We start from the raw sequence: 25,143 nt of genomic DNA, 5'->3' as shown, positions 1-25,143 counted from the left end.
ATTATGAGTGACATTAAACCAGAAGATTATAAAATCACAAACGGAGTAACACTTTCAGATAGAGAAACCATCATGTTTTCAGACGTAGAAGAGAAGGAGCTAGAACGCAAGCTCAAGAAAATACGTAAGAAACTAGGTAAACTCCAAGACACCATGTACGCGCATGATAAATATAGCGTGCTAGTTTGTCTTCAAGGGATGGACACTTCTGGTAAGGATAGTCTCATACGTGAAGTCTTTAAGGATTTTAATGCACGCGGTGTTGAGGTACAAAGCTTCAAAGTGCCTACAGAGCTAGAGTTAAGTCATGACTACTTATGGCGTCATTACCTTGCGCTGCCAGAGCGTGGGAAATTTGGTGTCCATAACCGTACGCATTATGAAAATGTACTTGTAACTCGAGTGCACCCAGAATATATTTTAGGAGAAAAACTTCCTAACGTTCATAGTATAGATGATGTCAATGACGCATTCTGGGATAAGCGATTTGAACAAATCAAAAACTTCGAAAAGCATCTTACAGAGAACGGAACCATCATCTATAAATTCTTTATGCATTTATCTAAAGATGAGCAGAAAGATAGATTATTACGCAGACTTAATAAGAAAGAGAAGAACTGGAAATTTTCGGCTGGAGATTTAAAGGAGCGCAAGCTCTGGGATACTTATCAAGAATATTATGAGGACGCCATAAATCGTACTTCTACAGAGAAAGCTCCGTGGTATGTGATTCCAGCAGATAATAAGCCTGCTGCACGTCTTGCAGTAGCAACCATATTACTAGAGACACTGTCGCAATATGACGATATTCAAGAGCCAGAATTAGACGATAAAACAAAGGCAAATCTTGCCGATTATAAAGAACAGCTAAGCAATGAATAAAAATTTACATTATATCCTTGCGACTGCACTTGTAGTTGTTTCCGCTTTCGCGAAAGCGCAAAATGATTCAATTACTGTGAGAAAAATATATTCGGCAGCGCTTACAGAAGGACAAAGTTACGAGTGGCTTGATCACTTGTCTAATCAAATAGGATCGAGACTAAGCGGAAGCTTAGGAGCCGAAAGAGCGGTGACCTGGACAAAAAGCGAACTAGAAAAAGTGGGTCTTGATAAGGTATGGTTACAACCAGTGATGGTGCCAAAATGGATACGAGGTGAAGCCGAAAGAGCATTTATAGAAGGAGATAATGCAAGCACTACCTCTGTGCCTATTTGCGCACTTGGAGGATCTGTTGCGACAAAAACCACTGGACTTAAGGCCAATGTAGTGGAGGTAATGGGAATAGAAGAATTAAAAGCACTCGATCCAAACGAGGTAAAAGGAAAGATTGTCTTTTTTAATAGACCTATGGATGATGAGCTTATAAGAACTTTTCAAGCTTATGGTGGTTGTGTAGACCAGCGTTATGCAGGAGCGATGGAAGCTGCAAAGCTAGGAGCGGTAGGTGTGATTGTAAGATCTGTGACACACAGCTTTGATGATTACCCACATACAGGATCGATGTCTTATGGTGATTTGCCTAATTCAAAACGTATTCCTGCAGCTGCAATAAGTACCAAAGGAGCAGCGCTTTTAAGTACCTCTTTAAAGCTAAATCCTGACACCAAATTTTTTTATAAAATGTCTTGTAAGAATCTTGCAGATGTAGAGTCGCATAATGTGATTGCTGAAATTACAGGAAGTGAATATCCAGATAAATACATGGTTGTAGGTGGTCACTTAGATTCTTGGGATCTAGGAGACGGATCGCATGATGATGGAGCAGGAGTAGTACAAAGTATGGAAGCGCTACGATTAATGAAGGCAATAGGTTATAAGCCTAAGCATAGTATTCGTGTAGTATTATTCATGAATGAAGAAAATGGCCTTCGAGGAGGTAATAAATATGCACAAGAAGCAAAGGCAAAAGGTGAAAACCATGTATTTGCTTTAGAAAGTGACTCTGGCGGATTTACACCAAGAGGTTTTTCTTTTGATAGTGATGATCGTAACTTCAATGAAGTGCTTACTTGGAAATCATTATTTGAGCCTTACTTAATTCACGACTTTACAAGAGGAGGGAGCGGCGCAGATATTGGTCCGCTCAAAGCTACAAATGATGGTATTGTGCTCGCAGGACTGCGTCCAGACTCGCAACGTTATTTTGACCATCACCATGCAGCAAATGATACCTTTGACGCAGTAAATAAAAGAGAACTTGAACTGGGCGCTGCCACAATGACTAGCCTACTATATTTGATGGATAACTATATACAGCCTTCAGGTAAATAATGCAGATGCCGATTATACAATAATTAAAACTTAATTTATACTTGTAGATAATTGATTTATCTCCAATGTTTTAAATACTTTTAAGAATTAATTCATCAATCAATCTTAAAATGAAAAGAAATTTGAAACTCACGTACCTCTCAATCACATTGTTGTTCTGTTCGCTCACGGTATATTCTCAAGAAGATACGGTTGCTCCACTAGAAAATTTATTTAGCGCAAATTTCAATATTATTGGTGCAGGATTAACTTATGAGCGCGTTCTTGGTAATAAATTTACTACCCATTTCAATGCCTCTTATCAACTTGTAGGAGTTAGTGGTGGCAGTAATCAAGATGTTGATTTAACCTTTGCAGGTAATCTATCTGTAGGTGCTCGTTATTATTATAACAGAGAACGCCGCTTTGAAAAAGGAAAAAAGCTCACCCAGAACGCAGGAAACTTTTGGGCTGCAGAGTTTCAAGTAATTCCTGATTTCACCGTGGCAACAGAAGAGCGTAATGTAAGATATCTGACTACTTATCTTGTAGGAGCAAAATATGGTCTACGCAGAAACATCACAAGAAACTTAAATTACGAATGCGAATTCGGACTAGGATATTTATTTACAGATGAGGATGCCACTGTTTATCCATTATTAGAATTTAAGCTGCAATACGTTTTATTCTAACTCTTAAGTGGATGTCAGCAGTCCCTTTTCTTGATAAACGGCAATACCTTTATCTATCATATCACTAATGGATGCTTCTAGCGAGGCGTCCATTTTTTTGATGTGAAAACAGCTTTTTCCTTTCAAGCATTTTCTCAAATCAGGATCTATGTCTGTAAATGCAGCTACATCTGTATAAATAGGGAAGAAGTACAATCTGCAATCTTTAGGCTTTGGTATGGTGCTAGCAAAATAAAAACCATCTACCTTCTGTTTTCCTTGCATAGTAGGTATGGTGCCGGCAGCTTCTAAGCCGCTACTGTCGTCTTTTCGAAACTGTAGATTTTTCTCGTGTCGCTTTATAATTGCTCTAAGTGCAAGGTCTATTTCGATGGGATTTGTGATCATAGGCAGTTCCATTATTAATTACAAGCTTCAAGATAGTAAATAGGTTGAAATCTAGACGCTTTTTCTATGGGATGAAGTATTTTTGCGCTTTCGCGAAAGCGTTATAAATCTAAGTAATGAGATTCTCAGACTACACAAAGGAATTTGGCATCAATCTTAAAATAGCATATCCTATTATGCTAGGACAGCTGGGTCATATTCTTGTAGCGCTGGCAGATAATTTGATGGTGGGACAGCTGGGTGCAGCACAACTTGCAGCAGTGAGCCTAGGCAATAGCTTGGTGTTTATTGCGCTTTCAATAGGTATCGGATTTTCATTTGCAATCACACCACTCGTAGCAGAAGCAGACGGGAAGGGAGATATAGCAAAGGGTCGATTGCACTTTCATCATGGTGTGATTATGTGTACTATAAATGGTGTGTTATTATTTATCACGCTATTAATCGCAAAGCCTTTGTTATACATGCTTGATCAGCCGCCAGAGGTGGTAGAACTGGCAATTCCATACCTTGAGATTGTAGCATTGTCTATGATTCCACTCATGATATTTCAGGGTTTCAAGCAGTTTGCAGATGGTTTATCTCAAACCAAATATGCAATGTATGCTACCATTGTAGCAAACGTGGTCAACGTCGTATTTAACTATGTTTTGATTTATGGAATCTGGGTATTCCCAAGATTAGAAGTAGAAGGTGCAGCCTGGGGAACATTAATTTCTCGTTTCTTTATGGTGGCACTGTTAATTTTTATGCTTTCGCGAAAGCGTAAATTCAAACCCTATTTTCACTGGGGAAGTAAGGAGCACATCCAGCTTGCTGAGTTTAAAACCTTGTTTAAATTAGGATTTCCAACAGCATTACAGATGCTTTTTGAAGTAGGCGTTTTTACAGCAGCTATATTCTTATCTGGTATACTAGGAACAAATGCACAAGCAGCAAATCAAATTGCGCTTAACCTTGCATCGATGACGTTTATGATTGCGGTAGGACTTGGAGTAACAGCAACCATACGCGTGGGAAATCAAAAAGGTAAAGCCGATTTTCCTAATCTGCGTCGAATAGCATTCTCTATATTTATATTATGTTTCTTGATTGAAGCGGTTTTTGCAGTAGGGTTTATACTTCTCAAAGATTGGCTTCCTCCATTTTATCTAGATAATCCAGAAGTGATTTTTCTAGCAGCTCAATTATTAATTGTAGCAGCCTTATTCCAGCTAAGTGATGGTGTACAAGTAACTATACTAGGAGCATTACGAGGATTGCAAGATGTAAATATTCCCACTGTAATCTGCTTTATAGCGTACTGGATAGTAGGATTTCCTATAATGTGGTACATGGGTAAAGATGAGCAGATGGGAGTACAAGGTGTCTGGGTAGGTTTGCTAGCAGGGCTTACGGCCTCTGCAGTGATGTTGTACTTTAGATTTAATTACCTTAGCAAGAAATTAATAGACCAACAGTAATAATACGATATTTATGAAAGTACCTAAGTTCCTTTTAGGCGATAATTCAGATTTTTCAGATCACATCTTTGTGATACATACCGAGTTCCCAAGGTTTATTATAGATCTTACGATAGATGAGATAGAATGGTTTGAAGAGTTTGACCGTCAAGACGAAGATGAGCTAGCCTCAGAAACAGAAAATGCCATCAAAGATGCTACCGAGTGGTATGACGCAGAGATGGAAAAATTTGACAAAGAGCAATAAACAGTGGACCAACTTATCCAATACGATCAAGAGTTTTTCCTTTTCCTCAACGGATTAGGATCGCCTGCGTGGGATCAATTCTGGCTTATTGTTACAAATAAGCTTAGCTCGATTCCTTTATATGCCGTACTACTTTTTTTTATTTATAAAAAATTTGGTGTAAAAGGAACCTTGATAACAGTGGTTGCGGTTGCGTTACTCATTACGTGTGTAGACCAACTAGCAAATGCTTTTAAGCATGGTTTTGAAAGACCACGTCCTTGTAGAGTAGAAGACTTTAAAGGAATTATACGATATGTAGCAGAGCGATGTGGTCGTTATGGTTATTATTCCGCACATGCGGGAAATAGTATGGCAGTTGCTGTTTTTGCAGGTCTTGCCTTAAAATCAACACATAGAAATCTAATCTTTCTACTGCTTTTTTGGTCGGCGATGGTAGGCTATAGCCGTATTTATGTAGGTGTTCATTATCCAGGTGATGTCCTTACAGGTTGGGTAATAGGAGCAATAATAGGCTTTGGAATCTATAGACTGCAACAGTGGGCTGTAGCAAAGTGGGCTTAAGAATCGGCTGTTGCGATTAGTGACTTCGCCGCTTTAAATGGCGATACCTCACCACGAGCAACTTTTTCAAGAATTTCGGGAAGTGTTGACTTCACGTCCTTGTTATTATAAAATGTATCCTTAAGAGTATTCTCTATGGTCTGTAATAGCCAAAACTTGTTCTGCTCTGCTCTTTTCTTAGCAAAATATCCAGAGGCTTGCGTATGATTACAGTAATCTGAAACTAAGTCCCAAGAATCTGAAATCCCTGAATGTTCTAAGGCGCTACACGTAATAACTTTAGGAGTCCAATTGCTAGACTTAGGTGGAAAAAGGTGCAATGCTTTTGCAAAAGCTGACCTAGCCAGCCGTGCTGCCTTTTCATTACCACCATCTGCCTTATTAATTACAATGGTGTCTGCCATTTCTATAATCCCGCGTTTAATTCCTTGTAATTCGTCTCCTGCTCCGGCAAGTTTTAGTAATAGAAAGAAATCAACCATAGAGTGTACTACGGTCTCACTTTGTCCTACACCTACAGTTTCAATAATAATAGTGTCAAAGCCTGCAGCCTCGCAGAGTATGATGGCCTCTCTAGTTTTACGAGCTACGCCGCCTAGAGAATCTCCAGAAGCGCTAGGTCTTATAAAGGCGTTAGGGTTTTGAGATAGCTCATACATCCTCGTTTTATCACCTAAGATACTTCCATGAGAAACAGAGCTGGTAGGGTCTACTGCAAGTACGGCTACTTTTTTTCCTTGATCTGTAAGATAGTTTCCTAAGCTTTCTATAAATGTACTTTTACCTACACCAGGAACACCTGTGATTCCTAGCCTAACAGATGTATTGGCATGAGGTAAACACAGTTCTATAAGTTGCTGTGCTTTTACTTGATGCTCTTGAATCGAGCTTTCTATTAAAGTGATTCCTTGTGATAATGCGGTAATATTACCAGTAATTAATCGCTGGGCTAGTTGTGATACATCAATAGTGCCTTGCTTCTTACTTTTTTTGTAAAATGCAGGATTAATACTCTTGTTTATGGGTGTGTTTTTATCGCTCACAATGGTAATACCAAATTACTACTTTCTACAAACATCTACATCAAAAAAAAACCACCATTTGGTGGTTTATGTTATTTTGAGGCGTTCATTCTTTTAAAATCTATAACCCCTGATTTTTTATTCTTAAGCTTTTTCTCTTTTGCTTTTTGCTTCTTTTTTTTCATTTTCTTTTTAAGCTTCAAGAGGTCAATGTGTGATTGCTTCATCTGGAATTCCATAGGTACGAGTACCTCTAGGATATTTACAGGAAGCCATCCATCATCTATAATATCTTTAAGTAAGTTAAGTACAATTTCATCTTGTACCATGCATTCTCCTATAAGATATTTAGGTTTGCTATTTTCTAGTGCAGCTTTTACTTCGATCCAGTCACGGTTAGAATTTCCTTTAACGATGTCTAATCTACTAGGTTCAATTCCTTCTTGTGACATACGCTCTACTATTTTATGGCAAAAGCGATTTCTATTAACGCTTTCATGACTCAGAAAGCGTTTATATTCTGTAATCTGGATATCTTCTGCGGCATTAAAATAACGTCGTTCTGCCCAAAAGCATTCATCTAGTAAATCATTTAATTTTTCGTACGATAAGTCAAGGTGCTTCATAGGGCTAGTTGTTGATGTCAAATATAATTCAGGATTAAACGTACGTGTACTAACTTACTGTTAATACCAATATATTTAAGAATAGTTTATTCAAAAAATGCAAAGTATCTTAATTTTCTGTTAATGTCGTATTTTTTTAGCTCTTTTGCAACATTGAGAAAATAGAATCGTCTTTAAAGAGAATAGCAATCACAACCATCAAAACCAACCAACCATTTTGCTAGTTACTGAAATCATAGAAAAATGTAAAACTAATGATCGCAAGGCACAGCTGCAGCTGTACAATAAGTATTGTGATGGTATGTACCACGTCGCCTTTAGGTTTTTGAAAGATTCATTTGAAGCAGAGGAAGCGATGCATGAGGGGTTCATTAACGCCTTTGCAAAGTTGCACCAGTTTACTGGAGAAGTCACCTTTGGAGCCTGGCTTAAGCGTATTGTGATTAATAAAAGTCTAGATATGATCAAGGCAAAAAAAGCAGTGATTATCCCTCTTAATGAGGAAGTAATGGGCAAGGTAGATGATGAGGAGGGTTGGGATGTAGGAGATGACGTTACCATAGAACATGTGAAAAACGTTATCAGCGAACTTCCTGAAAAGTATAAATTTCCTCTTATGCTATTCTTAATAGAGGGTTATGATCATCAGGAAATTTCAGAAATATTACAGATTACAGAAGTGGCTTCTAGAACGCTGGTGCACCGCGGGAAGAAAAAACTTCAAGAACAATTAAAGACGCTTAATTATGGCACAGGATATTAGAGAGCTCATGAAGAATGATAGCGACAGTAAGCAATCACTGCGCGAGGGACATACACGTCGCTTTGAGAATTTACTTGAAGAACGCTTACCTATTAAGGAGCAAAAAACTTCGGCAAAAGGAGGTATCTATCTATGGATGAAAATTGCAGCAGTACTTATTGTGGCTGGTGGAATTGTATTTATGGTGTATAATAACGCTTTCGCGAAAGCGGGAGATCAACAACTAGTAGAGGTAGAGACAAGAGAAAAACAAAATGCAGAACCAGAAGTATTACTAAGCGCCATCTCACCAGAATTTAAACGAGTGGAGGATTATTACCTCGCAAGTGTAAATCTTGAGATTGCGAGATTAGAAATCACAGATGATAACAAAGAACTTATAGATGCTTTTATGAAGCAACTGTCTGATCTAGATGAAGAGTATAAGAGCCTCAATCGTGAGATTACCGAAAGTGGAGTAAGTGACGAAATGGTAAGTGCGATGATAGAGAATCTCAAATTACGAGTAGAGCTTATGATAAAGCTCAAGTCAAAATTGAAAGAAATGAAAAACGCTGCTCAACAAGAAGCAGCAATTCAAACCGTATAAAATGAAACAGTCAAACATATTTTGGACCTTCCTAACGCTGCTTTTTGTGGCTTCTGGAAGTGTATTTGCACAAAGCAAAAAAGAAAAACTAAACGAGCGATTCTCAGTAAATAAAGATGTGTCTATTACAGTAGATACACGCTATGCAGATGTAGTTTTTGAAACATGGAATAAAAATGAAGTGTCTGTAGAGGCTTATGTAGAAGGTAAAGATGCTAGCGATGCTTTAAGATCGTGGGACTTGAATGTATCAGGTAATAGTAATAATGTGCGTATCACCAGTAAAGGTGGTTATAGCGATGCAAAGGTGTATGATAGAAATGATATAGGTAATCTAAATCTCGATCTCGATTTAGACCTTGGAGAAATTATAGGTCAATCCCTTAGCCTAGTGGAGCCAGTAATGAATGGCCTTGTGGGGCCTCTATTAGAAGGAATATCTGGACAGCGATTACCAGATGAATTTTATGAGGAAATGGGAAAGATGAAATTTGACCATGAAGCATACAAGAGAGAAGGAAGAGCTTATCTAGATAGATGGGAGAAGCAAGTGGATAAAAGTTATGGCCCAGAATTTGAAGAAAAAATGGAGAAGTGGGAGAAGGAATTTGAGCGCAACTCTGAGGATTGGAGTGAACGCCTTATAGACCGCTCTGGGATACCTAGATGGCCTTTTAAAAGCGGAGGTAATATGACCTTTGATAGTGATGAGTATGAAAAAGACAAACAAGCATATGTAAACAAGCTAAACCGAAAGTACAACACAAGAGTAAGTGTGCGTGAGGTGGATAAATGGCTAGATGATGTAGAGGCTTGGGGAGAAGATTTTGGAAAAAAGATGGAAGACTGGGGAGAAAACTTTGGTGAGTCTATGGAAGCATGGGGAGAATCTTTTGGAGAGAACTTTGGTAAGTCTATGGAGAAGTGGGGAGAATCTTTTGGGAAAGACATGGAAAAGTGGGGTGAAAACTTTGGAAAGAAAATGGAGCGCTGGGCAGAAGATCACGAAGGAGAATGGGAAGAAAAACATACTAAGGACGAAAAGGGAAACAAGAGTAGCCACTTTAGCCTTAATTGGGACTCCGAAAGTAATGGATCCAAAAAGCCAAATAAAAATGTAAAACGTATAATTATCATCAAGATGCCTAAAAAGGCTGAGCTAGACTTAAATGTACGTTATGGTAAAGTGAGAATGGTAGATGCTTATAATGCAAAAGCTACAATCTCACACGGAAGCCTTGTAGCAACAAACATCGATGGAGGGCAAACCTCCTTCGATGTTTCTTATAGTCCTGTGGCTGTTGTAAACTGGAATGAGGGAACTCTTAATGTGAATCACGTGAAAGAATGTAATATATCAACCGCAAATAATATTAAGGTGACTTCAAACTCTAGTAATGTAAATATAAATCGGATTAATGGAGCTGGGATGATATCTGGCTCTTTTGGTAAGCTATCTATACCACAGGTAAGTGATAACTTTGGGTCGCTGACTATCTTTTTAGAGAATAGTGATCTCACGTTAAGATTACCACAATCTGCATTTAACTTCAATTATAGCGGAGATCATAACGACTTTTTTATTCCGAAACAATTGGAAACAAAGTCTATGAAAAACGGATCTACAGAGATGGTAAATGGTTTTCATAAATATCGCAGTAGTGCAAATACGATCACTATTAATGCAAAGTATAGTGACGTAGTACTACAGTAGATAAAGATTATATAATTAATTACTTTGCAGCTATGGCTGCTTTTTCTGTTCACACTAGATTAAGTACTTTTATAGTGTAATAGACTCTCTATGAATAACAATTTTTTTAGTTCGCTCACACAGCAATTTACACCCATCATAAACCCTACTTTTAAAAAGGAGGATTACTTTCCATTAGACTTGTCTACAGCTAATAGGGACTTGGATATTGATATGCTCACACGTCCGCATGAGCACCATGTGTTTTTACAAGCGTATCTTGCAAAGAATAATGCCAAAGTTGCTTATGGTGGCTATTTAGAGCAGCGACCACTTTATGATCGATCAGATTATTTTCAAGCTACAGACCCAAAAGACAAACGTAATATCCACCTAGGGATAGACTTATGGTGTGATGAAGGTACAGCAGTATTAAGTCCTCTAGAGGGTGAGATACATAGTTTTAAGCGTAATGAGAACTTTGGTGATTATGGGCCAACCATAATCTTAAAACATAAGATAGGGGAACATACTTTTCACACCTTGTATGGTCATCTTAGTCTTGCTTCTCTTGAAGGTAAGGAAGTAGGGCAAAAGGTAGGAGGAGGTGAGGTTATAGCAACCTTAGGAAATCCTGATGTGAATGGTGATTATGCGCCGCACCTACATTTTCAAATTGTAATAGACATGGAAGGCAAGGAAGGTGATTATGCCGGCGTAGGGAGCCACAATACCTTAGATTTTTACAAGAAAAACTGCCCAGACCCTAATCTGCTATTAAAAATTTATTAATGGCTTGTGCAACGGCGTGCTCTTTATTTGTAAAAGGACTCACATAATCTGCTAGTGACTTTAAGGTGTCTGTAGCATTTGCTACGGCAATACCTAATCCTACATTTTTTATGAGTTCGTCGTCATTATGATTATCGCCAAAAGCCATTACTTCGCTCATCTCGTAACCATATTCAGCTACTAGAAGTTTTCTCAAAGCGGTTGCTTTGTCTATGTTTTTTGGAGTGATCTCGAGATACGTATCCTTAGAGCGGTAAAAATGTACGAGATTTCCATAAGTTGGCGTTAGAAGTTTTATAATTTCATCAAGCTCCGCTGGATTTCCCATGCACATGAGCTTATGGATTCCAAGATGCTCGTTGTTTAAAAAATCAAGACTTTCTAAGGCTGTTTGGTATACTGGAGTTGCACGCGTATTGTTTATTTCTCGCAAGCTCCACTCATCTTCATTATCTGTAAACCAGTACTCATGACTATAAATACTAAGGTTGTAAGTATGTTTAGCGTGATGACTTGCTAAGTTCTCGAGTAGCGCAGTGGGGAAGGTGTTGCTTTCTATAATCGCGTTATTCTTACCTATAATAAGCCCTCCATTATAAGCTATTAAAGACTCACCTAAGTTGCCTAGACCTTTTTGTAAGTAGCGCATAGCTTGTGGCGGTCGTGAGGATGCTAGAATAAGGGGTAATCTCGCTTTCGCGAAAGCGTAAACAGTCTCATCACTTAACCAGCGTTCTTTATTTAATAAAGTGCCGTCTATATCTGAACAGAGTATTTTTATAGTGTTTTCCATAATGTAAGAAACTAAAACGGCGAACTTAGAAAGTTCGCCGTTGTTGGATAATCAAAAGTGGAAATTAGTTTTGTACAATTACCCACTGTCCTTTAGCTAGTAGTGGTTCTGCTTGTTTGAACTTTACTTCCTTAGTCTCACCATTCATTACATTTTTAATAGTAACGCGGTCGTTACGACCTATTTTAGGTTGAGACCTTACAATTGTTTCTGTTACTTGCTGCTGTTGTGGCTGTGTGTTTCCAGCTGCTCTAGCTTCTGTAGAACGCTCATCAAGATTAGGAATTTCTTCCTTTTGCGTCTGCGTTTGCTCACGAGTTTCACGCACTTGAGAAGCATCACTTACTTGCTGCTGGTTGCCTTGAGGAATCTCTCCTTTAAATAAGAAAGAAATTACATCCTTGTTTACTTTATCAATCATCGTTTTGAAAAGCTCAAAAGCTTCAAACTTATAAATTAATAGAGGATCTTTTTGCTCGTGAACAGCAAGACGAACACTCTGCTTAAGTTCATCCATCTTACGAAGGTGATCTTTCCAAGCGTCATCTATAATGGCAAGAGTAATATTCTTTTCAAAATCTGTTACTAGTTGCTTACCATCAGTTTCGTAAGCTTCTTTAAGATTTGTTACTACACGTAGTTCTTTAGTTCCATCAGAAAAAGGAACCACAATACGCTCAAATTTTGCAGCAGGATCTTCATATACTCGCTTGATGATAGGGAACGCAAGATCTGCATTTTTAGTCATCTTCTCTCTGTAGTGCTCAAAGGAAGCTTTGTAAATAATATCTGTAAGGTCCTTTGCAGATTTGCTTGCAAATTCACTTTCACTCACTGGGCTCGTCATTGAGAAATAACGGATGAGCTCAAATTCAAAGTTCTTATAATCTTGTGCTTGCTTGTTTGCCTCTACAATAACTTCAGAAGTATCATAAATCATGTTTGCGAGATCTACTCGTAAACGTTCTCCATAAAGTGCATGACGACGACGCTTGTATACCACTTCACGTTGCATATTCATCACATCATCATACTCAAGAAGGTTCTTACGAACTCCAAAGTTGTTTTCTTCTACTTTTTTCTGTGCACGCTCAATAGATTTTGAAATCATTCCGTGTTGGATCACTTCACCTTCCTTAAGACCCATTCTATCCATCATCTTTGCAATACGCTCAGACCCGAATAGACGCATCAAGTTATCTTCTAGAGATACATAAAACTGTGAGCTTCCCGGATCTCCTTGACGTCCAGAACGACCACGTAACTGTCTGTCTACACGACGAGAGTCGTGACGCTCTGTACCTATAATGGCAAGACCACCGGCCTTTTTTACTTCGTCAGATAATTTAATATCTGTACCACGACCTGCCATGTTTGTAGCAATAGTTACCACACCTGGATTACCAGCCTCTGCAACAATATCTGCTTCTCTTTTGTGAAGTTTCGCATTCAGTACATTGTGAGGAATCTTACGTAGTGTAAGCATTTTTCCAAGTAATTCTGAAATTTCAACAGAAGTCGTACCTATTAATACAGGTCTTCCAGCTTTAGAAAGCTCTGTTACTTCATCAATTACTGCATTATACTTCTCGCGTTTAGTTTTATAAACTAAATCATCTTTATCTTTTCTAGCAATAGGGCGGTTAGTAGGAATCTCAACAACATCAAGTTTGTAGATTTCCCAAAGTTCGCCAGCCTCTGTTACGGCTGTACCCGTCATACCAGATAATTTGCGGTACATACGGAAGTAGTTTTGAAGTGTTACCGTTGCAAATGTTTGCGTAGCATCTTCAATTTTTACATTTTCCTTTGCTTCAATCGCTTGGTGTAGTCCATCACTGTAACGACGCCCGTCCATAATACGACCCGTTTGCTCATCTACAATCATTACCTTGTTATCCATTACTACATACTCCGTGTCTTTTTCAAACAGCGTATATGCCTTTAGTAATTGGTTCATGGTGTGTATGCGCTCAGACTTAATCCCAAAATCTTTAAAGAGTTCTTCTTTCTCTGCAGCTTCTTCTTCTGGCGATAATCCTTTTGCTTCTATTTTTCCTATCTCCAGACCAATTTCTGGCATCGTGAAGAAATCAGGATTTTCTTTTCCAGATAGCGTCTCAATACCCTTATCAGTAAGCTCAATCTGGTTGTTCTTTTCATCAATCGTGAAGTAAAGTGCCTCGTCTATTTTTGGCATCTCACGATTGTTATCTTGCATGTAGAAGTTCTCCGTTTTTTGTAATAACTGACGTATTCCTTCCTCACTTAAATACTTAATAAGTGCTTTGTTTTTAGGTAATCCTCTAAAAACACGTAGTAATTGTATTCCTCCTTCTTTTGTATCTCCTGCAGCAATTAATCTCTTTGCTTCTGGAAGTACTTTTACAAGCTCTTGTCGCTGTATGTTTACAATTTTCTCAATCTGTGGTTTTAGCGCATTAAATTCATGCACATCTCCCTTAGGTACAGGTCCAGAGATAATAAGTGGTGTACGAGCATCATCTACAAGTACAGAATCTACCTCATCTACAATCGCATAGTTAGGAGGTCTTTGTACAAGATCTTCTGGTTTATGTGACATGTTATCACGTAGGTAATCAAAACCAAATTCATTGTTAGTACCATATGTAATATCTGCAGCATAAGCGGCACGACGTTCTGGACTATTAGGTCTGTGATAATCGATACAGTCTATCGTCATCCCGTGGAACTGGAATATAGGAGCCATCCACGCGCTATCACGTTTTGCTAGGTAATCATTTACAGTTACTAAGTGTATACCATTTCCAGTAAGTGCATTAAGATATACCGGTAAGGTCGCAACAAGTGTTTTACCTTCTCCCGTTTGCATCTCTGCAATTTTTCCTTGGTGCATTGCGATACCACCTATGAGCTGTACGTCATAGTGAATCATATCCCATGTTACTTCTTTACCAGCGGCATCCCAGCTGTTTGCCCAGATTGCTTTATCACCATCAAGTGTTACATAATCTTTTGTTGCACTAAGAAGACGGTCATATTCTGATGCAGTAACTTCAAGTGAAGTATTGTTTGTAAAACGTTTTGCAGTTTCTTTTACAACGGCAAATGCCTCAGGTAGTATTTCGGTAAGTGTTTTTTCAGATATTTCGTAAGCTTCATCTTTTAGCTTGTCAATTGCAGCATAAACGTCTTCACGCTCATCAATATCATCAGTAGCTTCTGCTTTTATTTTTAGCGCTTCGGCAGCGTCTGTATTTTCCTTAAGCGCAGCGGCTAGCGTTCTTTTGAATTCGTTCGTTTTTTCGCGTAAGCTATCTAGAGATAATTTTTCTAAAGCGGCTTCGTGGGCTTTGATTTCGGCTACAATAGGAGTAATTGCTCCTACATCTTGTTTAGACTTATCGCCTACAAAAATCTTTAATACATTATCTAAAAATCCCATAATATGGTGTTGTTTTATGTCAATCTTGAACCCGTAAATTTAATCAAAAAAAAAGCCTCATAGAGAGACTTTTTAGTGTTTTAACGGGTATATTTTTTAATATTCGTCTTCGTTCCAGAGGTAGTCCTCGTCTGAGGGATAGTCTGGCCAGATCTCTTCGATAGAATCATAAGAGTCACCTTCATCCTCGATAGCTTGTAAATTTTCTACAACCTCAAGTGGTGCTCCTGTTCTAATCGCATAATCGATCAACTCATCTTTAGTAGCAGGCCAAGGCGCGTCACTTAGGTAAGAAGCTAGTTCAAGTGTCCAGTACATAGCATTTGTGTTTTTAATTTGTGCAAAAATAATTTTTCTAGGCAGAAATGCAAGTGAATTGGTGATTATTTCAAAATAAATGTAAGAACGTGGCTTTCAGACCTTGTAAAGTGGTGGTTTACGCTTTCGCGAAAATTTTCCATCCTCTTTATATTGATGTTTCTGTAATCGGTACTCTTAATCTAGCTTTGTAGGTATCCATTTAACCTCATCTGCTTGTAAGTCTTTAGACAACTTCCGTGCCAGCACAAATAGGTAGTCAGAAAGACGGTTGAGATATTTAAGAGTGTGTGCGTCAAAAGGCTCTAATTCATAAAGTGCTGTCGCCAAGCGTTCTGCGCGTCTGCATACAGTGCGTGCTACGTGACAATATGACACGGTAGTATGTCCTCCAGGGAGTACAAAATGTGTCATTTGAGGTAGTGATGTTTCCATCCAGTCTATTTCTTTTTCTAGTAGCTCAATATCCTCTTCATTGATTTTTGGGATATTAAGCCTATCCTTTCCATTTTTAAGTACCATTTTTTCTGGATCTGTTGCCAGTACAGCGCCTACGGTAAATAGTTTATTCTGGATGTGTGTGAGTATTTCTTTGCTACGTGCATCGATTTCTTGATCGCGTACTAATCCTATAAATGAGTTGAGTTCGTCTACAGTACCGTAACTGTCTATTCTAATATGATGTTTTGGGACACGGGTTCCGCCAAATAAAGCGGTCGTTCCTGTATCTCCAGTCTTTGTATATACTTTCATTATCTTTTTTTGTGAGCCAGTATGTGATACTGGTGTTTAAGATTGAGATTTCCTTTTTATGGTGTTCATGATGATGTAACTTATTGCCATAAGTATTCCAAATAGCATTGCTTTATAAATAGGATTCATCAGTGTTCTTGAATTTTGATTTGTATAATTAAGGTCTTGCGAAATCTACTAGTCTAAAATAGAAGCGTTATTTGTTTTCTCTTTCCTTCAATTTCTTGCTGAGACCTTCTCCAAATTTACGTGTTCTTCTCCCTCGTTGGTTTGTAGTGTTACGTTTGCTATTTGCAAATACGAGAAGAAATAAGAGTGCTACTCCTATAATACTCACTATAATTTGTGTTGTAGGGGAGAGGTTATTAAAGAAATCCATATTCATGTGGTTTCAGAGTGGTAGTGTTCAGGTATGAACTACTCACACTTATTTTTGTTTTAAAGATACGACAAAGTACTGTTTATTGTCCTCATCACTTTCGGGTCCTTGAACTTGATAGGTTGCAATAAGCTCATCTGCTCCTAAGACATTTACCTCTTTTAATTCTTGTAGCCAGTTTTTACTATCAACATGAACATTTACTAGAGAGGCGCCTCTCATATCACTATTAGCTAGTTGTGTTTTTACTAAAAAAGCACCGTCTAGTACTGCTTTTATAAGTGTAGCGCCATTAAGTTGTGCTCCTTTAAGGTCTGCATTTGTAAGAATGGCGTTGTTTAATTGTGAGCCGGTAAAATCACTGTTTTTGAGATTTGCTCCTGTGAGATTTGCATTCCATAAATCTGCATAAGATAGATCTGCATCTGGCATATCAATATTAGCAAGTTGCGCTCCAAAGAGATTTGCTCTTTTTAAATACACGTTACTAAAGGATGCTGCAAAAATATTTTGAATACTCTTAGTATTCATCCCGCTATTAATAATGGCTAGTAGAAATTGCCCTTTTTCTGGACTCAGCGGTTTCGTGAGGATTTCGTCTTCAAGAAAGCGATAAGGTCTAAAACCATAAAGCAATGCTTGAGTACGAGCTATAAGAGGCTTCGATATGGATGCTGAAATTTGTAATTCATCATGCACTTGATCGAGCACATTATCCATTAAAAAAACAAGATTATTCCTTCTGCTAGCCTCTTCTAGATACACCTGTTGCTGTATTCTATCATTCTGAATATCCAATTTTTTATTCTGCTGAAATAAAATGCCTGTTTGAATTAAGATTAAGAATACAGGTATCACGGCAAATAGTAAGGTAAATAGACCTATGCGAGTGATGCGTTTTACAAGACTAGCAGAGAGTTGGGCAAATGAAGATTTTGTAACATTAGGTAACTCATGATAGACTTGGTCAAAACTTTCCTTTAAGTCAGCGCCAGCCCATAGATGAATACCTTTGAGTGTAGTTGTAAAAATTACTTTTTTATTTGATGAAGATTGCTCTTTAAGCTGCGATTTTAAAAGATCATTTTCTTGACTTAATAACTCATTTTTGTTGAGTGCTTGTTTAAGCTCATCATTCATTAAACTCATAGTTGCAATTTTTCACCAAAATACTATCAAATTCGTAAAGGAGCTCCTATGTTGATAATAAAAATGATTATTAATTCACTTACGAAATAGGTAAATTATTTATTTCTAGTGTCACTCTCAATGACTCCATCACGCAATCTAATTACACGGTGTGCATGCTCTGCAATATCTTCCTCGTGTGTAACAAGAATTACGGTATTACCTGCGGCATGTATAGCGTCAAAAAGTGCCATGATCTCGACACCAGTTTTTGAGTCAAGATTACCTGTAGGCTCATCTGCAAGGATGATGGATGGTTTATTAACCAGTGCACGACCTACAGCAACACGCTGTCGTTGCCCTCCAGAGAGCTGGTTAGGTTTGTGATCCATACGATCTGCAAGACCTACATCTGTAAGCACCTCTTCGGCACGAGCATTACGTGCAGACTTTGACATTCCGGCATAGACCATAGGTAATGCTACGTTGTCAAGAGCAGTAGTTCTAGGAAGTAAATTAAAGGTTTGAAAGACAAAACCTATTTCTGTGTTACGTACTTCGGCTAGCTCATCATCTGTCATCTGGCTCACGTCACGTCCATTAAGAACATACGATCCAGCGGTAGGAGTATCAAGACAGCCTAAAAGATTCATAAGCGTAGACTTTCCAGAACCAGAAGGTCCCATAAAAGCTACATACTCACCCTTATCAATATCAAGGTCTATACCCTTGAGTACGTGAACAATCTCTGTCCCTAATGGGAAGTCACGAATGATATTTCTAATTTTAATAAGGTTGCCCATAGAGTGTTTGGTTTGCTATTAGAAGAGGTAAACGTCTAAATGTTACACAATTTATGTAAAAATTTATCTCGGACGTAGCAACTATGATTTTTTAAGAAAAGCGAGGAGAGATGTTTGAGCGCTGTACGTGTAAAAACTAGTTCAAGATTATTTTGTTCTGTGTAATTATAATCTGATATAAAAGTCTTCTTTAGCCTGTTGTGGTCTAAAGAATGCCATCCCAAAATTAAAAGCGTCTATGGTCGCAGATATCTCCGGTCTTTTTTTAATGGTTTCCCAAGCCTCTGTCATTTCTAGTGACCAGTGAATGTCATCAAACATCCAGACAGTATCGTCTGTAGTTGTGGAAAGAAGTGATGACACATAATCTAGCGTGGCTTGCTTAGAGTGGTTTCCATCAAAATAGATGAACTCAAATTTTTTGTGATTATGTTTTACAATCTCATCATTAAAGTCCCCTACACAAAGTGTAACATTAGTTATCCCTGCCGTATCGAGCTCTTTTTGTGCTATGGCAGCAGTATTAGGGCAACCTTCTATAGTAGTGACATGCGCGTTGTTCTGAATCGCTAATGCCGCAGTAGCAACACCAAGGGAGGTGCCTAGTTCTAATACTTCTTTAGGCTGAAAATATGCCATAAGTCGCTGTAATAATAGCACCCTTTTGTGGGTAGCGCCAGCATACCTAGCAATATCTTTTACTTCTCGTTGTGCAGATTTAAATACTCTAGAGCCAGCACCATAGTCCATAACCTCTATGGATGTCTCGTTATCCAACAAAGCCTTCTTATAGGTGTTGACCATTTGCGAAATAGCAGGATCCGACTTTCCTCTCAATACTTCCTTCTCTAGTTTGAAAATAAAAGGAGAGTGTATCCCATGAAGGTGGAACGTCTTAGGAAGCCATTTTAGGTAAGCGAGTATGGAGTGTTTATACTGATTCACTTTATAGAATGTGAGCTATTGTATGGTCTTTGTTATAATAAAGGTTGTCGTTTATAATTGCTTATCCTTCCATCTTAGACGATAATTCAAACCATCGTTCCTCTTTTAAGGCAATCGCATCTATGATCTTTTGCAATTTCAGACTTTCTTCGGTGATTTGATCTTGAGTAAGATCAGGATTTAAGAAGAGTTTTTGCTTGTCTTCTTTCTCACGTTCTAGTTTTGCAATCTCACGTTCTAACTTTGCGTGCTCTTTCTGCTCGTTAAAGCTTATCGTTCCTGTATGCTGTTCCTCTTTCCAAGACTTAGTTTCGGTAGCGGTTTCTCCTATGGAAGCATTAAATTTTTGTTTGTTCTCGATTTGAGATTGTTCTTTTTCTGCTTTCGCGAAAGCGTTACTAATCCCTCCCTCGTAAGCTCTAAAATCTGAGTAATTACCTGGAAAATCTTCTACCACGGCATCTCCTTTAAAAACAAAAAGGTGATCTACAATCTTATCCATAAAGTAACGGTCGTGAGAAACTACCACGATGCAACCTGGGAAATCAAGTAAAAATTGCTCAAGTACGTTGAGTGTTACAACGTCTAGATCATTTGTAGGTTCATCAAGAATTAAGAAGTTAGGATTCTGTATGAAAATGGTACATAAGTAAAGGCGCTTGCGCTCTCCACCACTTAGTCGCTCTACAAAATCATACTGCTTCTTACGGTCAAAAAGGAAACGTTCAAGCAACTGCCCTGCAGAAATTGTTCTTCCCTTTTTAAGGGGAATGTGATCTCCGTATTCTTTTATAACATCAATTACTTTTTGACCTTCTTTGATATTAATTCCCTTCTGTGTGTAGTAGCCAAACTTCACAGTCTCTCCTACAATCACTTTTCCAGAATCTGGAGCTAGCTCGCCAGTAATCATATTAAGGAAGGTAGTTTTACCAGTTCCATTTTTACCTATAATACCTACGCGCTCTCCAGTTTTAAATACATACTCAAATTGGTCAAGTAGTTTAAGATCTCCAAAAGATTTGCTGATTTTATGAAATTCAAGAATCTTACTTCCCATGCGTTCCATATTAATCTCAAGTTGCACGGTGTGGTCATTGCGACGCTCATGTGCACGAGATTTAATCTCTGCAAAGTCATCTATACGAGACTTTGACTTTGTGGTACGAGCCTTAGGCTGGCGACGCATCCACTCTAGTTCTTTTTTATAAAGTTGCTTTGCTTTTCCAGTCTCTGTCTCCCATGCAGCAATGCGAGCATCTTTATTCTCTAGGTAATAGGCATAATTTCCTTTATAGCTGTAAAGAACGCCACCTTCAAGCTCTACAATCTCATTACATACATTTTCTAGAAAGTAACGGTCGTGCGTCACCATGAATAAGGTGATATTCTCTGAGCGGAAATATTCTTCCAGCCACTCTATCATCTCCAGGTCAAGGTGGTTAGTAGGCTCATCTAGTATGGCTAGATCTGGCTTAGTAAGCATCATTTGAGCGAGTGCAAGACGCTTTTTTTGCCCACCACTAAGGAGCTCAACTTTACGATCCATATCGTTAAGTTTTAACTTGAAAAGGATCTGTTTATATTGAGTTTCAAAATCCCAAGCTTGTGCAACCTCCATGGCGTCAAATGCTTTTTGATACGCATCTGCATCTTCCATATTGAGAAGTGCCTTCTCGTAATTTGCAATGGTTTTAAGAATAGGGTTATCGTGAGCAAATATGGTTTCCTCTACCGTAAGATTAGGATCTAGATCTGGTTCCTGAGGTAGAAACGAAATTACAATTCCCTTTCTACTCACCACTTGACCACTATCTGGAGCTTCTAGTCCAGCGATAATGTTGAGGAGAGAGGTTTTACCTGTTCCATTTTTGGCAACAAAGCCTATTTTTTGATCTTTATTAATACCGAACGCGATGTCTTTAAAAAGATGGTGTTCGCCAAAAGATTTTGATACGTTTTCTACAGAGAGGTAATTCATCAGGAAATAGTGTAGATGCAATACGTTGCACCATTTACGATTAGTTGGTCACAAGGTGCTCAACCAGTTTTTAGTATTATGGGTATGCGTTTACGCTTTCGCGAAAGCAAAAATAACGCTTACAAATAGAAATAACTTGATTTTAAGTCGTTGCGTAGCGTAGATTTTAATTTATTTCTGATAATTTTAAGCTAATAACTAAGCATCCATCTGTGAACGTTTTATTTTTATCGATGAAACGCTATATTTGTGATGCCTAACTTTACATAAATGAGATACCCAATCATACTACTGTTACTCGTAATTATCGCGAGTACAGCATCTTGTGTGCCGCTTAGAGACATCACCTATTTGCGCGAGACAGAGCGTGCTACAGACAGTATTGTATCTCTACAGCAACAGCAACCACCATACCGAGTACAAATAGGCGATATATTGAGTATTCGTTTAAAGGCTTTGGATCAACAATTGGTTGACTTTTTTAATCCATCCAGCAATGGAGGCGTATCCCTTGACGAAGGCTTTTATTATGATGGTTTTGCTATAGATACTCATGGAAATATACGTGTTCCAGAATTGGGTGAAATTAATGTCTTGGGAAGAACAACCGATGAGATAAGAGAAATCATCGAAAAAAGACTCCTAGCCGATTATATAAAAGACGAGGCCGATTTATTTGTCACCGTTAAACTACCAGGAATACGATATACGCTCGTTGGGGAAATAGGAACCTCTGGAACACAAAATGTGCTTGCAGAGAAAGTCTCCATACTAGAAGCAATAGCAAATGCTGGAGGTGTGCCACTTACGGGTGATCTTACAGATGTACTTATTATACGACAATATCCAGGAGGGCAACGTGTACATCATGTGGATCTTACAACTATAGATGTGATGCAATCACCTTACTACTACATACAACCTAATGATATTATAACAGTGAATCCGCTACCTCAAAAAGCTATAGGTATAGGAACTACGGGCTTGCAAGCTTTTACTACCATCTTAGGATTAGTAACGACGCTAGCCTCTGTAATATTACTAGCAACCCGATAAGTGATGGAAGAAGAATTTGACGTACAAAGCTCTGGAGGTTTCTTTGATTTTAAGGGATTCTTGTTTAGGCTCTTAAGTTTCTGGTGGTTGTTTGTGATATCATTGCTTATTGCCTTCTCTATAGCGCATTATATTAACGTGCGTAAAGTGCCTATTTATAGAGAGACGAGTATGATCTCTATAAAAGATGATCAGAATCAGATGTTTGGAGGGAACACAAGTTTGGTTTTTAACTGGGGTGGTACTACAGATAAGGTACAGACAAGCATTATCATGCTTAAATCTAGAACACATGCAGAGCGTGTTGTTCAATACTTACAGTACTACATTAATTACCAAAAACAAGGCAAATATGCCATTGAGGATGTGTATGGTTACACTCCATTTCAATTAAAACTTAATGACTCGTTTCCGCAGTTATATGGAAAAAGAATCACTGTAGTAGACCAAGGAGATGGTAGTATGAGGCTTACCATACCTTTTAGTGGAGGTAACGCTGCATTATTTAATTATAACACGCTTAAACCGTCAACGGTACCTGCACCATCTGCAGATTTTGATCAAGTTTTTGAGTTAGGTGACACCATAGATACTCCATTTTTGAAAGGGCAATTGCTAGCCACAGATGTTTATCCTACCACGGGTCAGGAGTACTTTGTGAGTATGGGTAATTTTAATGGAACCGCAGGAAGATATCGTGGGATGGGAGTTACCCAAACTCCGCGAGGGAGTTCTACTTTAGAATTAAGCCTTGTAGGGACTAATAAGAAACGACTTATAGATTACCTTAATGCGAGTATTGAGGTGCGTACAGAAGAGCAATTGCGCCAGAAGAATCTATTTGCTACAAAAACTATAAAGTATATCGATAGTAGTCTTAAGTCAAGTAATGTCGATTTAGACAAGGCGCTTAATGATCTTAATTCGTTCCAAAATAAAAATAGTGCTATTACACTATCCGGAGGAGCGGAGCAAATAAGTGAAGAACTACAAACGATAGATAATGAAAAAGATGACTTAGCGAGACAACTTGTTTATTATAAACAGTTAGAAGAATATTTAAGAACACGTACAGATTATACAAACGTGCCTGCACCTTCTGTCTCTCTTATTAACGAAGGAAGTATTACTTCTGGGGTGTCAAGTATTATCCAGCTTGCATTACAACGTAGTAATCTTGCATATACAGCAAAGGAAGGTAACCCAGCTTTTAGAGATCTTGATAGACGTATAGATGCAGAGAAAGCTGTCTTGTTTGAAAATATAAGATCCAGTAAATCTCAGATCAATTCGCAAATTTCAAACTTAAATAGAGAAATAGGTCAAGCCGAAAGGAAGCTTAGACAATTTCCAAAAGAAGAACAAGAACTTGCAGAAATTCAACGTCGTTTTACCATAAGTCAAGAAGCGTATAATTTATATACTACAAAACGCAGTGAGGCAGAAATAATAAAAGCCTCAAACGTTTCAGATATCTTATTTATAGACAAAGCAAAAGACGTGGGTAGAGGACCAATAGGTCCAAATACACAACTTAATAAGGTGATGGCAGCCACTTTTGGAACTGCTATTCCTTTAGCCTTGGTGCTGATTATCTTCTTTTTGGATACAAAAATAGGCACTCCTGAAGATGTTAAGAAACGCTCTTCCATTCCTGTACTTGGAGTGATAGGTAAAAGTAAGCGTACGTCTGGACTTGTAGTACGTGATCATCCTCGATCTGCAATGGCAGAAGCTTTTAGAGGCTTGCGTTCTGGACTGCAGTTTATGTACAAGAAGAAAGGAGTTACGGGTGCAAAGACTGTATTAGTAACATCAAGTGTAAGTGGTGAGGGAAAAACATTTACATCTATGAATCTTGCTTCTGTTTTCGCTTTAAGCGAAAAGAAAACAGTGCTTGTAGGACTCGATTTACGTAAGCCTAAAATATTTGATGATTTTGAGCTGGAGAATGATAAAGGAGTAGTTAACTACTTGATAGGAGACGCAACATTAGACGAGGTAAAACAACCTTCAGGTATAGATCATCTAGACGTAATCCTTTCTGGACCTATACCACCTAACCCGTCGGAACTTATTATAAGTGATGCGATGCACGAATTTATTAATAAGCTTAAGGAAGAGTATGACTATATTGTTTTTGATACACCTCCATTGGGTCTTGTTTCTGATGCATTTGAGTTAATGCCTTATGTAGATGCTTCGCTATATATGGTGCGTCAAGGATATACAAAGAAAGACATGCTCGGTCTGGTTACAGATAAGTATGAAAAAGGACAAATAAAACATGTAAGCTTCGTACTCAACTATTTCCAACAAAAGCGTAAGTACGGGTATGGTTATGGCGCAGGTTACGGTTATGGATACGGCTATGGCACGTATAATAATGGGTACCATGAAGAGGAAGGAAGAGGTGGCTTATTAGGTAAATTAGGAAGGTTAATAAGAGGTCGTAAATAGAGGGGGTT

Annotated in this window: 24 protein-coding genes; 12 read left to right on the top strand and 12 right to left on the bottom strand. The window is 38.2% G+C overall.

What is annotated here, in order from left to right; genetic code table 11:
• The first annotated feature begins 3 nt into the window (after positions 1 to 3).
• The 3 genes from DCS32_RS01680 (at position 4) to DCS32_RS01670 (ending at position 2,946) form a co-directional block, all read left to right on the top strand.
• Complete coding sequence (locus DCS32_RS01680) at positions 4 to 882, top strand: PPK2 family polyphosphate kinase (protein WP_108876716.1); 879 nt, start codon at positions 4 to 6, stop codon at positions 880 to 882.
• The gene (locus DCS32_RS01675) at positions 875 to 2,275 is read left to right on the top strand and encodes a M20/M25/M40 family metallo-hydrolase (protein ID WP_108876715.1); all 1,401 of its coding nucleotides are present in this window, start codon (positions 875 to 877) and stop codon (positions 2,273 to 2,275) included. The genes DCS32_RS01680 and DCS32_RS01675 overlap by 8 nt, the downstream gene beginning before the upstream one ends.
• A gap of 110 nt (positions 2,276 to 2,385) precedes the next feature.
• The gene (locus tag DCS32_RS01670) at positions 2,386 to 2,946 is read left to right on the top strand and encodes a DUF3575 domain-containing protein (RefSeq protein ID WP_108876714.1); all 561 of its coding nucleotides are present in this window, start codon (positions 2,386 to 2,388) and stop codon (positions 2,944 to 2,946) included.
• A gap of 3 nt (positions 2,947 to 2,949) precedes the next feature.
• Here the strand turns inward: DCS32_RS01670 and DCS32_RS01665 are convergent, their stop codons facing one another.
• Positions 2,950 to 3,345 (bottom strand): hypothetical protein, encoded by a 396-nt coding sequence (locus DCS32_RS01665; RefSeq protein WP_162533573.1) that lies wholly within the window; start codon positions 3,343 to 3,345, stop codon positions 2,950 to 2,952.
• A 104-nt stretch (positions 3,346 to 3,449) separates the two neighbouring features.
• On the opposite strand from DCS32_RS01665, the gene DCS32_RS01660 reads away from it, so the two are divergent.
• From DCS32_RS01660 to DCS32_RS01650, 3 genes are read left to right on the top strand one after another with little or no spacing between them, the layout of a single operon-like run.
• Complete coding sequence (locus tag DCS32_RS01660) at positions 3,450 to 4,796, top strand: MATE family efflux transporter (RefSeq protein ID WP_108876712.1); 1,347 nt, start codon at positions 3,450 to 3,452, stop codon at positions 4,794 to 4,796.
• Positions 4,797 to 4,809: 13 nt separating this feature from the next.
• The gene (locus tag DCS32_RS01655) at positions 4,810 to 5,043 is read left to right on the top strand and encodes a hypothetical protein (RefSeq protein WP_013751518.1); all 234 of its coding nucleotides are present in this window, start codon (positions 4,810 to 4,812) and stop codon (positions 5,041 to 5,043) included.
• Positions 5,044 to 5,046: 3 nt separating this feature from the next.
• Positions 5,047 to 5,607: a phosphatase PAP2 family protein gene (locus DCS32_RS01650; RefSeq protein WP_108876711.1), complete on the top strand. Its 561-nt coding sequence runs from the start codon at positions 5,047 to 5,049 to the stop codon at positions 5,605 to 5,607.
• Here the strand turns inward: DCS32_RS01650 and meaB are convergent.
• Together meaB and DCS32_RS01640 are read right to left on the bottom strand one after the other, a co-directional pair.
• Positions 5,604 to 6,650 (bottom strand): methylmalonyl Co-A mutase-associated GTPase MeaB, encoded by a 1,047-nt coding sequence (meaB, locus tag DCS32_RS01645; RefSeq protein ID WP_108876710.1) that lies wholly within the window; start codon positions 6,648 to 6,650, stop codon positions 5,604 to 5,606. The genes DCS32_RS01650 and meaB overlap by 4 nt on opposite strands.
• A gap of 71 nt (positions 6,651 to 6,721) precedes the next feature.
• Positions 6,722 to 7,255: a DUF2383 domain-containing protein gene (locus tag DCS32_RS01640; protein ID WP_108876709.1), complete on the bottom strand. Its 534-nt coding sequence runs from the start codon at positions 7,253 to 7,255 to the stop codon at positions 6,722 to 6,724.
• Positions 7,256 to 7,472: 217 nt separating this feature from the next.
• On the opposite strand from DCS32_RS01640, the gene DCS32_RS01635 reads away from it, so the two are divergent.
• The 4 genes from DCS32_RS01635 to DCS32_RS01620 all read left to right on the top strand — a co-directional run bounded on the left by DCS32_RS01635 (position 7,473) and on the right by DCS32_RS01620 (position 11,092).
• A complete protein-coding gene (locus DCS32_RS01635; RefSeq protein WP_108876708.1) occupies positions 7,473 to 8,018 on the top strand; it encodes an RNA polymerase sigma factor in 546 nt (181 codons plus the stop codon).
• Positions 8,002 to 8,607: a hypothetical protein gene (locus DCS32_RS01630; RefSeq protein ID WP_108876707.1), complete on the top strand. Its 606-nt coding sequence runs from the start codon at positions 8,002 to 8,004 to the stop codon at positions 8,605 to 8,607. Before DCS32_RS01635 ends, DCS32_RS01630 begins: the two co-directional genes overlap by 17 nt.
• Before the next feature lies 1 nt (position 8,608).
• Complete coding sequence (locus DCS32_RS01625) at positions 8,609 to 10,321, top strand: hypothetical protein (protein WP_108876706.1); 1,713 nt, start codon at positions 8,609 to 8,611, stop codon at positions 10,319 to 10,321.
• 90 nt (positions 10,322 to 10,411) lie between these two features.
• Positions 10,412 to 11,092: a peptidoglycan DD-metalloendopeptidase family protein gene (locus DCS32_RS01620; RefSeq protein ID WP_108876705.1), complete on the top strand. Its 681-nt coding sequence runs from the start codon at positions 10,412 to 10,414 to the stop codon at positions 11,090 to 11,092.
• Here DCS32_RS01620 and DCS32_RS01615 read toward each other — a convergent pair.
• The 9 genes from DCS32_RS01615 to DCS32_RS01575 all read right to left on the bottom strand — a co-directional run bounded on the left by DCS32_RS01615 (position 11,067) and on the right by DCS32_RS01575 (position 21,619).
• Positions 11,067 to 11,885, bottom strand: a complete 819-nt coding sequence (locus DCS32_RS01615) for a Cof-type HAD-IIB family hydrolase (protein ID WP_108876704.1) — start codon at positions 11,883 to 11,885, stop codon at positions 11,067 to 11,069. The two genes, DCS32_RS01620 and DCS32_RS01615, sit on opposite strands and share 26 nt — an antisense overlap.
• Positions 11,886 to 11,949: 64 nt before the next feature.
• Positions 11,950 to 15,312, bottom strand: coding sequence for a preprotein translocase subunit SecA (gene secA / locus DCS32_RS01610; protein WP_108876703.1), 3,363 nt, complete (start codon positions 15,310 to 15,312; stop codon positions 11,950 to 11,952).
• 96 nt (positions 15,313 to 15,408) lie between these two features.
• Positions 15,409 to 15,630: a DUF2795 domain-containing protein gene (locus tag DCS32_RS01605; protein ID WP_013751528.1), complete on the bottom strand. Its 222-nt coding sequence runs from the start codon at positions 15,628 to 15,630 to the stop codon at positions 15,409 to 15,411.
• Between the two features lie 177 nt (positions 15,631 to 15,807).
• A complete protein-coding gene (locus tag DCS32_RS01600) occupies positions 15,808 to 16,383 on the bottom strand; it encodes a cob(I)yrinic acid a,c-diamide adenosyltransferase (protein WP_108876702.1) in 576 nt (191 codons plus the stop codon).
• Between the two features lie 196 nt (positions 16,384 to 16,579).
• Positions 16,580 to 16,762 carry a hypothetical protein gene (locus DCS32_RS01595; protein WP_108876701.1) on the bottom strand — a complete coding sequence of 61 codons (183 nt, stop codon included), beginning with the start codon at positions 16,760 to 16,762 and terminating at the stop codon, positions 16,580 to 16,582.
• A 48-nt stretch (positions 16,763 to 16,810) separates the two neighbouring features.
• A complete protein-coding gene (locus tag DCS32_RS01590) occupies positions 16,811 to 17,911 on the bottom strand; it encodes a pentapeptide repeat-containing protein (protein ID WP_108876700.1) in 1,101 nt (366 codons plus the stop codon).
• Positions 17,912 to 18,006: 95 nt separating this feature from the next.
• Entirely contained in the window at positions 18,007 to 18,693 is a 687-nt protein-coding gene (locus tag DCS32_RS01585) for an ABC transporter ATP-binding protein (protein WP_108876699.1), read from the bottom strand.
• Positions 18,694 to 18,858: 165 nt separating this feature from the next.
• Positions 18,859 to 19,638 carry an O-methyltransferase gene (locus DCS32_RS01580; RefSeq protein WP_108876698.1) on the bottom strand — a complete coding sequence of 260 codons (780 nt, stop codon included), beginning with the start codon at positions 19,636 to 19,638 and terminating at the stop codon, positions 18,859 to 18,861.
• Between the two features lie 61 nt (positions 19,639 to 19,699).
• Positions 19,700 to 21,619 carry an ABC-F family ATP-binding cassette domain-containing protein gene (locus tag DCS32_RS01575; protein WP_108876697.1) on the bottom strand — a complete coding sequence of 640 codons (1,920 nt, stop codon included), beginning with the start codon at positions 21,617 to 21,619 and terminating at the stop codon, positions 19,700 to 19,702.
• A gap of 270 nt (positions 21,620 to 21,889) precedes the next feature.
• Here DCS32_RS01575 and DCS32_RS01570 point away from each other — a divergent pair, with 270 nt between their 5' ends.
• Both DCS32_RS01570 and DCS32_RS01565 read left to right on the top strand, forming a co-directional pair.
• Complete coding sequence (locus DCS32_RS01570; protein ID WP_108876696.1) at positions 21,890 to 22,675, top strand: polysaccharide biosynthesis/export family protein; 786 nt, start codon at positions 21,890 to 21,892, stop codon at positions 22,673 to 22,675.
• Positions 22,676 to 22,678: 3 nt separating this feature from the next.
• Entirely contained in the window at positions 22,679 to 25,135 is a 2,457-nt protein-coding gene (locus DCS32_RS01565) for an exopolysaccharide transport family protein (RefSeq protein WP_108876695.1), read from the top strand.
• Positions 25,136 to 25,143 lie beyond the last annotated feature (8 nt).

Source organism: Dokdonia sp. Dokd-P16, assembly GCF_003095655.1.
GTDB lineage: Bacteria > Bacteroidota > Bacteroidia > Flavobacteriales > Flavobacteriaceae > Dokdonia.
This window is presented reverse-complemented; position numbering and strand designations above follow the sequence as displayed.

Coding starts and splice junctions, on each gene's coding strand:
- DCS32_RS01660 (WP_108876712.1), top strand. CDS start 3,450: ATGAGATTCTCAGACTACACAAAGGAATTTGGCATCAATCTTAAAATA.
- DCS32_RS01665 (WP_162533573.1), bottom strand. CDS start 3,345: ATGGAACTGCCTATGATCACAAATCCCATCGAAATAGACCTTGCACTT.
- DCS32_RS01595 (WP_108876701.1), bottom strand. CDS start 16,762: ATGGATTTCTTTAATAACCTCTCCCCTACAACACAAATTATAGTGAGT.
- DCS32_RS01590 (WP_108876700.1), bottom strand. CDS start 17,911: ATGAGTTTAATGAATGATGAGCTTAAACAAGCACTCAACAAAAATGAG.
- DCS32_RS01585 (WP_108876699.1), bottom strand. CDS start 18,693: ATGGGCAACCTTATTAAAATTAGAAATATCATTCGTGACTTCCCATTA.
- DCS32_RS01565 (WP_108876695.1), top strand. CDS start 22,679: ATGGAAGAAGAATTTGACGTACAAAGCTCTGGAGGTTTCTTTGATTTT.
- DCS32_RS01575 (WP_108876697.1), bottom strand. CDS start 21,619: ATGAATTACCTCTCTGTAGAAAACGTATCAAAATCTTTTGGCGAACAC.
- DCS32_RS01630 (WP_108876707.1), top strand. CDS start 8,002: ATGGCACAGGATATTAGAGAGCTCATGAAGAATGATAGCGACAGTAAG.
- DCS32_RS01600 (WP_108876702.1), bottom strand. CDS start 16,383: ATGAAAGTATATACAAAGACTGGAGATACAGGAACGACCGCTTTATTT.
- DCS32_RS01620 (WP_108876705.1), top strand. CDS start 10,412: ATGAATAACAATTTTTTTAGTTCGCTCACACAGCAATTTACACCCATC.
- DCS32_RS01680 (WP_108876716.1), top strand. CDS start 4: ATGAGTGACATTAAACCAGAAGATTATAAAATCACAAACGGAGTAACA.
- DCS32_RS01570 (WP_108876696.1), top strand. CDS start 21,890: ATGAGATACCCAATCATACTACTGTTACTCGTAATTATCGCGAGTACA.
- DCS32_RS01640 (WP_108876709.1), bottom strand. CDS start 7,255: ATGAAGCACCTTGACTTATCGTACGAAAAATTAAATGATTTACTAGAT.
- DCS32_RS01655 (WP_013751518.1), top strand. CDS start 4,810: ATGAAAGTACCTAAGTTCCTTTTAGGCGATAATTCAGATTTTTCAGAT.
- DCS32_RS01670 (WP_108876714.1), top strand. CDS start 2,386: ATGAAAAGAAATTTGAAACTCACGTACCTCTCAATCACATTGTTGTTC.
- DCS32_RS01675 (WP_108876715.1), top strand. CDS start 875: ATGAATAAAAATTTACATTATATCCTTGCGACTGCACTTGTAGTTGTT.
- DCS32_RS01625 (WP_108876706.1), top strand. CDS start 8,609: ATGAAACAGTCAAACATATTTTGGACCTTCCTAACGCTGCTTTTTGTG.
- DCS32_RS01605 (WP_013751528.1), bottom strand. CDS start 15,630: ATGTACTGGACACTTGAACTAGCTTCTTACCTAAGTGACGCGCCTTGG.
- secA (WP_108876703.1), bottom strand. CDS start 15,312: ATGGGATTTTTAGATAATGTATTAAAGATTTTTGTAGGCGATAAGTCT.
- DCS32_RS01615 (WP_108876704.1), bottom strand. CDS start 11,885: ATGGAAAACACTATAAAAATACTCTGTTCAGATATAGACGGCACTTTA.